We start from the raw sequence: 13,085 nt of genomic DNA, 5'->3' as shown, positions 1-13,085 counted from the left end.
CATGAAAGGCTTATTAAAAAATCTGGGATTGATATTAATCTTGGTAGGTGCTGTAATCCTGATCGCATGCGCCTTCACCGGCAATGTTAACAACAACACCATTTTGGGTTCATCAGCCGCTTTGGTTGTAATAGGATTGATTTCTTACATTGTCATCAACAAGAGAATTGCCGATTGATATCGAAAGAAAAAAGACATAAAAAAGGCGGTCCGCAAATGCGACCGCCTTTTTTATGTCTTGTATTTCCTTACCGAGAAATACCGTTACAGAAACATAGAGGCGCGGAATCCATACATTCTACCTCCGTTCCCTGTGTTCATCAAAAGTCCATTAAGGCTCTGTCTCCGGAGTAATCAGTTTATAACCCTTTCCATGGATATTGATGATTTCGATAGAATCATCCTCCTTCAAATGCTTACGAAGCTTCGTGATATATACGTCCATGCTACGTGCATTGAAATAGTTATCATCAATCCAGATCGTCTTCAGCGCAAAGTCACGTTGCAGAATCTCGTTGGCATGGGCGCAAAGCAATCCCAGCAATTCCGATTCTTTGGTAGTCAGCTTAGTCTGCTTCTCAGGAGTAGATAAAATCTGCTTCTGTGTGTCGAAGGTGAACTTACCAATCTTATAAAGGTTGCTTTCCTTATTCTTCTTTCCGCGCACACGTCTCAAGATGGCTTCAATTCTGAAGGTCAGCTCTTCCATGCTGAACGGCTTGGTAATGTAGTCATCAGCACCTATTTTAAATCCTTCCAGGATATCTTCCTTCAACGTCTTTGCCGTCAGAAAGATGATGGGGATTTCGGCGTTGGCTGCACGCACCTCCTGCGCCAAAGTAAATCCGTCTTTCTTCGGCATCATCACATCAAACACACACAGGTCATATTTATTCTTCAGGAAAGCCTTGTATCCTGCTTCTCCATCGGGATATAACTCGGCAGCGTAACCTTTTGCCTGTAAGTATTCTCTCAAAAGCATGCCAAGATTTTCGTCATCTTCGCATAATAAAATACGCAGTTTCTCGTCCATAATATCAATCAATTTTTTAATAAAGGTAATGCAATAATAAATTTAGTTCCCACGTTCAGTTCACTTTCCGCCCGGATGGTTCCCTTATGGTCCACGATAATCTTCTTCACGTATGCCAGTCCCAATCCGAAGCCTTTCACATCGTGCAGATTACCCGTATGCACGCGGTAGAACTTCTCGAATATCTTTTTCAAATTCTCTTTCTTGATGCCGATGCCGTTGTCCTGAATGGAAATCATCAGTTTGCCCGGTTCATTCCAGGTTTTCACCAGCAACTGCAAGTCCACATCCGGCCGTTTATACTTCACCGCATTATCCATGAGGTTGAAGACCACATTGGTGATGTGCATTTCATCGGCAAAGATTATCGGATCGGTAGCATTCAGTTCCGATTCCAACTTTCCGCTGTAGCGTTCCACCTTTAGTGTAAAGGTATTTATCACACTTGTTATCAGTTCGTTGGCATCCAGCTCCTTCATCTTCAAGGTAGCCTTCTGACGGTCGAACATAGACATCTGGAGCACCTTCTCCACCTGAAATCTCAACCGCTTCGGCGCATCATTGATGACCCCCGATATATGCTGGAACATGGCCGGTGATTTTCCCACCGCCGGGTCTTTCAGCATCTGCGCCGCCAACGATATCGTCGAGATAGGCGTCTTGAACTCATGGGTCATATTGTTGATAAAGTCATTCTTCATCTCCGTCAGCTTCTTCTGCCGGAACACGATGTAAATCGTGAAAATGAAGGTGAGCAACAATACAAAGGTGAATATCAACGACGGTATCATGAACCGGACCGAATCGAAGATATAATCCTTCTTGCCTGGAAAATGCACCTTGACAATGCTCATACGGGCAGGCGGATCATTCAGAAACAGCGGCTGTGAGTACGAGCTTTCGCTCCCTTCATCGCTATAATCCGAACAGCGGTAAACCTCCCTGCCATCCCGGTCTATCACCCGGAAGTGATAATCCATACCACCGATGCCGTTGTCCATCAAACCGGCTTTCAGATACTGGTCCAAGTTCTTAAAGTTGACACGCTCCTCAATCGGCTTGTCACTGGCCCGGTAAATCATCTGCCAAACCACCTCATCGACCAAAGCACGCTGGTAGAGGTAACGGTTCTTTATCATTTCTACCTGTGAGCGCGAAGTCTGAGGGATTGTTTTCGTCCCGTGCTTGCGCGAAATCATCGCTCGGGGCAATTCCGGCGATTCGCCATTGAAGGTCTTCAGCTCGATAGAACTGACAGAGCCGTCCGGTGCCGTCATCATAAACCGCCGCGTCTGCACCGTTCCGTTGCCTTGCGATTGTTCCCACGCTTTCTTCTCCGCTTCTGAGATGTCTTCCCGCAACCAACGGTCAACCTCCGCAGACTCTACTCCCTTTGAAGCGACCATCAAGGCACGCTTCACAGATTCATCGAATTGCTCGTTACGCATCTTTACGATTTCCTCGATGTAGCTGATTTGCAGATACAGCAAACTGAGGAAGGAAAGACCCATTACGATGCCTAATATCCATATCGTTGACTTTTTCATAGTCACAAAATTAACGCTCCCTAATGAACGCTCCTAACCGATTAACCTGATTTAACCGACCATTCTCGCAAATTAACCGAAGAACGTTTTTTAGATTTCACTACAAGCATTATAACAAAAACAACGCTCTTTGGTTTGCAAATTTAATAAAAAATTAATTATCCAATTCACACTTCACCCTATTCTTTATCGGCAATGGCAAAAAAGCCGCCGTCACTTCGTTAAAAAGTAACGGCGGCTTTAATATTTGTTATCGGAACTTAGGAGACAGGAAGTTAACTCCCAAAGACTCCAACCGATGGACAATGTTATTCTTCTGCCTGTTTTGCTTCAAATTCCTTAATCAGCTTATCTTGCACGTCGCTCGGAACAAGTTCATAGCTGGCAAACTTCATGATGAACGAAGCGCGTCCACCTGTCAACGAGCTCAACGCCGTAGAATAAGAAGACATCTCCTTCAGAGGCACTTTGGCAATCAGCTTTTCGTAACCGGCCTCACTGCTCATACCCATAATCATGGCACGGCGTCCTTGCAGGTCACCCATCACATCACCCATCTTGTCCGACGGAACGAACACTTCCACATCATAAATCGGTTCCAGAATCTTCGGGCCCGCATTCTTGAACGCCTCGCTGAAAGCATTGCGACCTGCCAGCATGAAGGAGATTTCATTGGAGTCAACCGGGTGCATCTTGCCGTCATAGACAATGACACGCACATCGCGGGCATACGAACCGGTCAGCGGACCTTGTTCCATGCGCGACATGATGCCCTTCAGGATGGCCGGCATGAAACGCGCATCGATGGAACCACCCACAATGCTGTTTATAAACACCAGTTTGCCGCCCCATTCCAACGGAACTTCTTCCGTGCCCTTCACGTTTATCTTGAACTCCTGACCATTGAACTTATAGGTTTCCGGCATCGGCATTCCTTCATAATAGGGTTCCACTATCAGATGAACCTCACCGAACTGGCCGGCACCACCCGACTGCTTTTTATGGCGATAATCGGCGCGGGCAGCCTTCGTAATGGTTTCCCGATAGGGTATTCTCGGCTCTTCAAACTTCACTTGCAACTTCTCGTTGTTTTCCAGACGCCACTTCAAAGTGCGCAGGTGGAACTCTCCCTGTCCGTGCACAATAATCTGACGCAGCTCTTTGGATTGATCAATCACCCAAGTCGGGTCTTCTTCACGCATGCGGTTCAAGACAACCATCATTTTCTCCGTATCAGCCTCGTTCACCGGCTTGATGGCACGTGAGTATTTGGAGTTAGGATATTTGATGAAGTTAAAGCGGCTCTCAGCCCCCTTGCCGTTCAAGGTGTTGCCGGTGTGCACATCTTTCAGTTTCACCGTACAGCCTATGTCGCCGGCCACCATCTCTTCCACCTTGATGCGGTTGGCACCGGCACAAGCATAGATCTGGGCGATGCGCTCTTTGGAGCCACGGTCTGCATTGGTGAAGTCGTCACCCTCATGCACCTTTCCGCTCATCACCTTGAAGTACTGAACGTCGCCGATATGCGGCTCTACGGCAGTCTTGAAGAAGTAGAGGGAGGTAGGAGCTTCAGAATCAGGCTTCACCACCTCGCCACGTGTATTGTGCACCGGCGGCATTTCGTCCACAAACGGCACTACGTTTCCTAAAAACTCCATCAAGCGGCGCACACCCATGTCTTTTCCTGCACATACGCAGAACACCGGGAACATGCCGCGGCAAGCCAACCCCTTGCGGATGCCTTCGCGCATCTCGTCTTCTGTCAGCGAGTCTTGTTCGAAGAATTTCTCCATCAGGCCTTCATCGTGCTCGGCAGCGGCTTCTACCAGTGCCTTGTGCATTTCCGTAGCCTTTTCCATCTCTTCGGCCGGAACATCTTCGATGGTGGGAGCACCCCCTTCGGGACCCCACGAGTATTTCTTCATCAAAAGTACATCAATCAGCGCATTGAAGTTCGGTCCTGTGGCAAGCGGATATTGCACGGGCACTACCTTGGAGCCATAGATGCTCGTCAGCTGCTCCAGCACCATGTCATAATCACACTTCTCGCTATCCAGTTGGTTCACCAGGAAGATGACCGGCTTGCCCAGCTTCTCGGTATAGCGGAAATGGTTCTGTGTACCCACCTCAGGACCGTATTGGCCGTTCAGCAGCAGAATGGCGGTATCGGTCACGTTGAGTGCCGTCATGGCGGCGCCCACAAAGTCGTCGCTGCCCGGGCAGTCGATGATATTCAGCTTTTTGCCGTTCCATTCCGTATGAAAAACCGTAGAGAACACCGAATATCCATATTCTTGCTCCACGGGGAAATAATCGCTGACCGTGTTCTTTGCCGTGATTCTGCCGCGACGTTTTATAATACCACTCTCATAGAGCAGCGCTTCCGTGAGAGTGGTTTTACCTGAGCCGTCATTGCCAAGGAGGGCAATGTTCTTGATTTCATTTGTCTGATATACTTTCATGATATTAAGATTTTAAGTGAATAACCTGGCATACAAGGATGCCGTTAACTTTTGTGAGGCGCAAATTAGGCATTAATTCAAAGATAAGCAACATAAAAAGGGATGTTATAAAACATACGTGGCAGATTAGGCTGTTTTTTCACTCCTTCAGCCATCCGGAAGAAAGCCGGTGCATTGAGCAAGCCGCCCACTTCCCTTCTTCTGTTTTCCGCGGTCAAATCATAGCATACTTGAATAGCCAACCGGGGTACGGCATCGCTCACAACAATGAAGTCGCACTCTTTTCCGGTTCTCATTGTAATCCAAACATACAAATCCATCCATTCTGAATTGCGAAATTCACCACTTAATTTTCTGTTGCACCCGTTGGCGAAGTTAATCTGCAAAGCTGATTTCTGATATTTTAGTACACTAATTACCAGATATTTAAAAACAGGCTGACAGACACTTGTGTTCAGCGTGACAAACACTTGTGTTCAAGCTGACAGACACAAGTGTTTGAGACGACAGACGCAAGTGTCTGTCAAACCGGGGAATATAGGGGAAATTGCAGAAGCAATTTCCTTGTTGATTTAATTCTGCCAACAGATTCTATTTATTTATATCCTTCATTGGACGCACAGACAATCCGTAGGAGTTGGCAGATGACTGATTACAGGCTATCGCAGGCTCATTGTTACTGCGAAACATATTCAGACTTTTCTCACCCGTTTCTCCTAACCGTTTGCCCGCCTCATTGGTGTAATGACGGCTATCAATATAGAATAGGGCCACTTGACCGCTACTCCCCATTGTGGAAGAAGATAAGTAAGTAAGCATTCTAAATGCAGGATATGTCTGATCTCTCAAATTACAAGGATCACCACTATCAGCTCGTGTAGATGACGCTAATTTCACTGTAGCGAAGTCATTATATCTTAAGCTTTTATTTCTCATTCCTGTTGCAGGGAAATCAAAAGAAACGTCATTGACAGTCACACGCCATGTATAATTATCACATGGGACTACATCCGTTTTATAGTCAACAGAAGATACTTTATTATTATATACACAATATCTACCATACGTACTGCTATATGCAAAAGCCGAAAACAGATTTGCCGGCGGCACGGTATAACCTGCAGGACAAGGGTCGTAAACCGACTTGGCCACATCTTCTTTTATATCCTTAACCGTTGTCGCCTGCGGATTCCACATCTGAAATAGCACTGATGCACCTTCAACCGCATAAGCCGGCCTAAAATCGCCTTTAATAAACTTATGCCAGTGGTCTCTATAGTTTTCCATATCACCAGCATATTCCTTATCATATTGACTCATTTTAAATACATGAGGATTCTGTATCGCCCAATCAACAGTCACACCTTTTTCAGTGTCATTCGCAGAATCAAAACTTGTGCTTGAAGGGTTTCGTCCGAAACTATACAAATCGTTTCCATCGTCATAGAATAAGGGTTTGTTCTCCATATTCAATTCCGAATAGTCATTGCTTTTATAATAATACTTCGGTGTACCCTCATTGTATATCCCTCCCGGTGTCGGCGCACTACGTCCCCACTGGTAGTAGGTGTTATCACCGGCTAACGAGCCCTTGAACTCCGCCTGTGTGAATTCTTGCTCCTTTGTATTGATTATTGTCCCATCGGATTCATATTTGGTCACCATAATCTCACTATTGTTGACAGTGACCTTGAACCGGACTTTGAACTTGCGTTCATCATTACCATCATGCGGGTCGCAATAGCCGAGATTAACATCAGCCAAATAATATTTCTTTCCGGTAAATTCATAATTATCACCATTCTTATAGATTGATTTTACCGGACGGCAATTGCTACTACCGGCTCTCCAGGCTTTCGTATGCTGTGACACCCATATATGCCAGCTCCAAACGATAACACCGCTTGCGTCCCTTACTACAATAAGGGCATTTCCCTGAGTGATGGAGTGTTTGCGTACCCTGAATTGCACCCAAGACGGATTTCCTTCGATAAACTTAATATCATCAATCAAATCGGGCGCATCCTGCCAAGCGAGCACTGCATCTTTGCCTTCGCTAATATTGTAGTTTTCAATTTTGTCACCTTTATAATCAGGATAATAAAGCATACCATTCTTTGACTCAGGATCATCAATAGTTATGGCAGTAGCGTTTAAACGTCCATCTTTATAAGTATTTCCATAAACAACCGGAAACTTATAATATCCGGGCTTATCCACCATATAGCAGTTGGCAGATTCGTTGCCGCTCTCCTCATATAGGTTAATCACCTTGTCGGTATCAAAATCACCATTAAGTTCTCCTTGCAAAAGTTTAAAATCAGACTGAGGCTCAAGGATACACATATTCTTTTCGTTAGTAGTTTCCGATTCGGCTCTAACATTCGAACTCCCGGCAGATGCCGCTGCTTTCAGTTCATTTCCATTCGAATCATAGAATTTACTAGAGGAATAGGTGTTACCGTCATCAAAAGAGTATTGAATTTCAGGAATCTGAGATGCCCTTATCTCCGGTTCGCTCCTCTCTTTAGTCACCCAAACACAGGCACTGACTTCAACATCGTGCCACACGCCTGAATAAGGCAAAGTATCGTCCGGTTTCTTATTGAACTTTACCACCGGCTGGATATTTATGCTTGACGGAGAGATGGAATATGTCAAGATTTTCCCTGCCAGCCACGTCTTTCCTTTCAGGTCAGCAGAAAGCGTATATACCTTACCGCTCAAGTCCTCCTTGAACGTCACTTCAAGTTTTGCTCCTTCGGGCAGAATCTGCGGAATCATCAGCAACGTGAGGTTATCGGTCTCACCGATGACTTCTTTGCCGCCTTCGTCCGTGCCGACTACATTATCTCCGGAACCTTGGTAGCCGCCTCCGATAGTAACGTCGCGCTCCACCGTATAGGAAGCGCCTTTCGATGTCTTGTCAATCACCCATTTGTCTTCATCAATACCTGTGCCCGGAGTATAAGTACCTTTGTTCGGTATTCCGGAAAACGTCACTTTGGTAATTGTTCCCGGAATCATATCCTTGGCCGTAACAACTTTTACAGCCGTCAGTATATGGCGGAATTCCAGTTTAACGGCAGGCGACGTTGCATCGGTGCACGCAGCCATAAGGTCGTACTGGTCGGCAATCTTGTCGGGGACGGTATAGGTGATGGTAGGCGAACCGATAGCATCGGCACCCGACAATGCGAATGGCTTGGTGGGGTCTTCATTGAGCGGTGCGAACGCGAAAAAGCGTACATTCCCATTCGCAGGCCATAACAGAGGCTCCGAACAAGACGCTGTTCCATCGCCTCCTACCCTGCAAGTAAGATCGTGGGCAAAATTCGGAGTATAGCCGGAAATGTCGTCTTCGCTTTTGTAGCAGATAGCGCTCATCGTGAATTTCTCCACCGCTGTCTTAAGCGCCCCCCTTGTAGAGGGAACGGCAACGGCGTTATCCGACTCGATGGTATGCAGATACAAAGGGATAGCGCTTTCGGAGGCGGCCGCATCCACCGACACGCAACGCGAATCGGGAGAACTCTCGTCAACGGCAATTCCGGAAGTCCACCCCTCCGGCACTGCCACTTTCATAGTCAGTGCACCCGAATTCGGACCGTTCTTGCCGAAATCGTCCTCGCATGCCGTCAGCACGCCTAACAAACATAGCAGTAGTCCTGCAACCGACTTCCCGCCTATTCCTTTATACTTGCCATTCATTTCAAAAGTCAGATTTAAGTTTCGCACATCTTCGATAGGCTGTCAGTGAACAAGTTGACAAGGCTACAAGGAGAAATGGCTCAGGGTTCCACCGGCATCTTTTTCACAAGATAGGCAGCCGGAAGAGCCTTCTACCCTTGTTTGCTCGTTCACTTGTCCACTGAAAGCAACTTGCGGAACTTGAGTTAAGTTATATGATAATGATTTGAAGAGAGTATGCCGGTCTGCCGATACACGGGCTTCCGACACACTCTCTCCGTGTATTTTTTCAATTAGGAGATGAAATCAAAGACCAACGTCACCTTCTGTCCAATCGCTATTCTCATCCCACGGAGAAACACTCACTTCGAATTTGATTGGCTCGTTGAGAACAAGGGCTCCCATATCCACATCCGACGGACGTTCTACGATAGTCAGGTTTGTTTCATGACCCCAGTTAGTGGTAAACTTCATCAGGTTGCCCGCATCGTCAGTAGGCAAAAGTGTTTTGTATATATCATCTCCTTTCGGAGGATAGTAGCCGGCTCCCGAGGCAGCACCGCAGATGTCAAGAATGAATTTGTATTTATTGCCCATCTTAAAAGTCGCTTTTACAGGGACGAAGACAAAGCCGTATTCGCCTTCGACAAATTTCTTATTGGCATTTACAGGGAACTGCTGATGATAATGCTTGTCGCCATAAATGGCTATATCATCATCCGCACCCGGATTTTCAGGAGTAGTTGTATGAGTTGTGCCATCGTGCTTAAGCTCCACGCGACAGAGCAGAAGGATATATGCCCCCTGTTCATTGCCGTTCTTCCATTCGGCAATTTCCTGCGGGATAAGCATCAGGGTTTCTCCCAAAAGGTTTTGCTCGCTGGTACTACTCTCCAATACTTTCGGCTCCTCATAGAAAGAACCGTAAGCCGAGAATTGGCTCTTCGCATCCTTAAAGTCATGTTTTGTCCACCCTAAGTCGTGTGTAGCCTCCTTAGTTTCAGTATTCCAAGTAAATCCGGATTCCAGATCAGCCTTGTCTTTGGTGTTTACAAGCCAAGCCCCCTTGATTCTGACAATGCGGTGATCGGTAGCCGCTTTGCCCTCCGACTTTGCCACGATATCAATCTGCGACAGGACATGTTCAAAATTTAGTTGTACGTTCGCCGTTTTCGAAGCTTGCTTGAATGCTGTAACAAAATCAACCTGTTTCAATCCGTCAGCCCACATATCTTGTGAAACGTCAGCAGCTTTCAGTCCCGTCTTTGCAGGAGAAAAGCCTGTTACCTTAACCTTATTCGGCGCTGTGAAATCGAATTTACCGGAAGGCAACACATCGCTTTTTTGGCCGCCCTTCACTTGCGAGCAAGTCCAGGCCCAGAAAAGAGCATTATCCACCGATGTGGGCCAATAGACATCTCTTTCAAGTTCCCATACCCCGGAAGTGGCGTTATTCCCAATAGCATCCTTCAGCGACGCCTGTTCACCGTCGGTGGTAGAACCGATAAGGAAGCTGTTGAAAACACCTCCCGAAGGATGCACGCCTTTGGCCGCTATTTTGAAATCACCAAGGTTGCTGATTGTAGTTTCTGTAGCGCGTGTATGCCCGACGGCAATGCTGAACGATAATGCTTGTCCTGCGGGTTCGGGATTGACCTCGAGCACATCTTCGCTGGAGCAGGATGCCATGATAACGGCCACCGCTGCAAAAGGAATGAGTCTTTTTTTCATATTTTTTGTATCAAATATATTGGTGGTTTATTAAAGCAATTACATGGTGATGTCTTCCTCAATCGCCTCGTTCCAGTCGCTGACACCGGGGCGCATTCCCGTAGGCGGTGTTTCCGGCAACTTGATGCCCGCGATGTCGATATTGATGTGATGCTTGCCTTCCTCTATCTGGTCGGTCACATCAAAATCATAATAGTATTTGTAGGAAGTATAGATTCTGAGTTTCTGCCTGCCGTTCAGCCCGAACAGCACCACCGTTCCGTGGAGCGAGTCGGGTCCGGAGGGGTCAATGGCGAACGGCACCGCGACACGGGTCTCCGTCGCTTCCTGCCGACGGGCATACCACCCTTCGGAGGCTCCTGTAAGGACGGCACTGAACATGATGTCGGAAGAGAGGTTCTGCACATGGGTGATGCTGACATCGCAGACAATCGAAGCCTCGGCAGGTCTGAACACCACTTTGTGCGCTGTCTCGCTCGCCTCGTCCACCGTCAGCGTCTCACTGAGCGTGTGGGCATACAGAGGACTTGCCTGCGACCTCACCGGCATCTCTTCGCCGTCGGGAAGAGGGGCGTTCTCGTTACGGCTCATTCCCGCAAGCACATTCACATCGTAGGTGGTCACCATATAGTCGTTGAAGTTCGAGCCTTGCTCGACGTTGAATTCGGTACTTCCGTTATGGCACACCAAATGGTATGTACCCACCGGTACCTCCACCACAGCGTTGAACGATGTACGCGACACCGCCTCGCTGCTCATAAGCTCGAAGCGCAATCCCTGCGAGCCGTCAACGGGGAAAAACCACACAACCATGGTAGCGGGAGCGGCATCGGGCGCATCGGTCCAGTCGAACTCGATGCTGACCGGCATCGTGTGTGTGTGGTCGTAACAAAGTTCACGCTGGTCGCAACCCGCAAAAATCAGAGCGGCAAGCATGGAAACCGCCAAATACAGGGAAATATAACATGCACGCATCATCTGTCAAACCCTCCTTTCCGGTCGTTATACGCTTTTCCGAACATCCAGACGAGTGACACCCCAGCGCGAGTGGGACCGAACCACCTCAGCTTGTTCGTCGAGAACCACACGTCGCAATCGTCAATAGGCGTATGCTTCTTGTATATGCCCCACAAGTAGCCCACGCCAAGACTGAAGTCTATATGAAGCCGGGAGGCCACGGGCAGCGAATAGGTGTAGGACAAGCCTACTGCATAATTGTATTTATCGGACAAGATTCCTCTATGGTCGCGCCCTGTCTGGAAGTCGTAGCACGCCATCGAGCCATAGATACCCACGTGGTGACCTCCCAGCGGCGAACACTTGTGGGAATTGCCCACACGGTATCTTGCCTCCACATCGCCTCCGTAGATTCGCCAATAGCGCCTCTTGTCGCGGTTACTCCACCGCGCATACATCCAGTCGGCCAGCAGCGTGACCCTGTCCGTAATGCCGATGCCCACACCGATGTTGGGGACAAGAGCCGCATCATACAGCAGATTGGTCGTGAGAAACAGCCTGCTGCCGGACGCATGCCCGGCAGGAGACAAAGGAATCTCCTCCTTCGGCTCCACCCCAAAACGATTATCACTACTTGAAAATGAATCGGTTACAGGCTTCATCTGCAACGAATCAGTCACCGCCGCACTATCATCCGCTACCTGCAACTCGTTTGCCACCGCAGAGAGCGTATCGTTTACGACCGCATCATCCGTACTATCGGAACTGTTGCGATAGACAACCTGCAACTCTGCAAAACGTTGTCGCATGTAAGCCTGTACTCCCTCCTGCGTGGGATGTGTGATAGATGTGACGGGAGTGACAGCCGCATTAAACCCTTTCACGACATCGGCCAAAGCCAATGCACGCGCCTGCGCCAACTTCGTATTGAAAACATATTGCCCTTCGGGCGAATAGGAGCCTATAATCTTTACACTGAGGAAGTCGCGGATATCGGCATGGGAAAGAAACGAACAGATGGAATCGACATGAAACTGATTTCCGGCAAAATCACACGATACGACAGCAGAAGCCTTCGGGAACAAGATTTTCTCTGTAAACATACATACAGAATCGCGATACAATGTATCCGATGGGAAGCGAGAAGTCATGGCGCCAACACGCAAAGTGCATAAAAAAACGAGAAGAAACACCAACATTCCTCCGTGATTACTGAATTTTGTCCGATACCCAATAAATGCCATATTGTTTAACCAAACTACAAGTTATCAGTTTATGATTTCAAATGCTTTTCAAGTGTATTTTGTAATAATGGCGCAAAATTATGTGTAAAATTTAAATATAGCAACTTTTCTTATGTTAAATAGTACAAATTGTTTTTTTGAGAAAATAGCTAATCATGACTTTGCCATTTATGGGTGTTAAAGGAGGTAAAGTCAATACGCTTATGCATATATGTTGTTGTAGAAGAATTCTTTCTGAATGTAAAATGTTTTCCATTCCCTTTTCGCGATCGGAACGTTCCCGGAAAAAAACGGTCTTTCCCTTTCCTCTCTCTGTTCTCCCCTATCGGCTCCCTATCCGACCCCTACCAGAGCCTATTCGGCTTCGGACGTTCTTCGGACAAACTCCACTCCCTAGGACCGAAGAATGTCCGAAGAA

General features: G+C 47.4%; 8 protein-coding genes. All 8 read right to left on the bottom strand.

Annotated elements, in window-relative coordinates; all coding sequences use genetic code 11:
* Window positions 1-331: 331 nt before the first annotated feature.
* The 8 genes from K2G43_RS12760 to K2G43_RS12725 all read right to left on the bottom strand — a co-directional run bounded on the left by K2G43_RS12760 (window position 332) and on the right by K2G43_RS12725 (window position 12,526).
* Window positions 332-1,033 carry a response regulator transcription factor gene (locus tag K2G43_RS12760; protein ID WP_297643629.1) on the bottom strand — a complete coding sequence of 234 codons (702 nt, stop codon included), beginning with the start codon at window positions 1,031-1,033 and terminating at the stop codon, window positions 332-334.
* An 8-nt stretch (window positions 1,034-1,041) separates the two neighbouring features.
* Window positions 1,042-2,580, bottom strand: coding sequence for a HAMP domain-containing sensor histidine kinase (locus K2G43_RS12755; RefSeq protein ID WP_300155833.1), 1,539 nt, complete (start codon window positions 2,578-2,580; stop codon window positions 1,042-1,044).
* Window positions 2,581-2,888: 308 nt separating this feature from the next.
* Window positions 2,889-5,045, bottom strand: a complete 2,157-nt coding sequence (locus K2G43_RS12750) for an elongation factor G (protein WP_297643626.1) — start codon at window positions 5,043-5,045, stop codon at window positions 2,889-2,891.
* A 77-nt stretch (window positions 5,046-5,122) separates the two neighbouring features.
* Window positions 5,123-5,515 carry a hypothetical protein gene (locus K2G43_RS12745; protein WP_300155830.1) on the bottom strand — a complete coding sequence of 131 codons (393 nt, stop codon included), beginning with the start codon at window positions 5,513-5,515 and terminating at the stop codon, window positions 5,123-5,125.
* A gap of 121 nt (window positions 5,516-5,636) precedes the next feature.
* Window positions 5,637-8,783, bottom strand: a complete 3,147-nt coding sequence (locus K2G43_RS12740; RefSeq protein WP_300155827.1) for a fimbrillin family protein — start codon at window positions 8,781-8,783, stop codon at window positions 5,637-5,639.
* A gap of 258 nt (window positions 8,784-9,041) precedes the next feature.
* The gene (locus K2G43_RS12735; RefSeq protein ID WP_300155824.1) at window positions 9,042-10,466 is read right to left on the bottom strand and encodes a fimbrillin family protein; all 1,425 of its coding nucleotides are present in this window, start codon (window positions 10,464-10,466) and stop codon (window positions 9,042-9,044) included.
* Between the two features lie 39 nt (window positions 10,467-10,505).
* Window positions 10,506-11,444: a DUF5119 domain-containing protein gene (locus tag K2G43_RS12730; RefSeq protein ID WP_297643622.1), complete on the bottom strand. Its 939-nt coding sequence runs from the start codon at window positions 11,442-11,444 to the stop codon at window positions 10,506-10,508.
* Window positions 11,441-12,526: a DUF3575 domain-containing protein gene (locus K2G43_RS12725; protein ID WP_300155821.1), complete on the bottom strand. Its 1,086-nt coding sequence runs from the start codon at window positions 12,524-12,526 to the stop codon at window positions 11,441-11,443. Before K2G43_RS12725 ends, K2G43_RS12730 begins: the two co-directional genes overlap by 4 nt.
* Window positions 12,527-13,085: the final 559 nt, after the last annotated feature.

The organism is Bacteroides sp., assembly GCF_029057325.1.
Classification (GTDB): Bacteria; Bacteroidota; Bacteroidia; order Bacteroidales; family Bacteroidaceae; genus Bacteroides.
The sequence above is the reverse complement of the archived record's forward strand: the minus strand, read 5'-3'. Positions and strand labels throughout refer to the sequence as shown.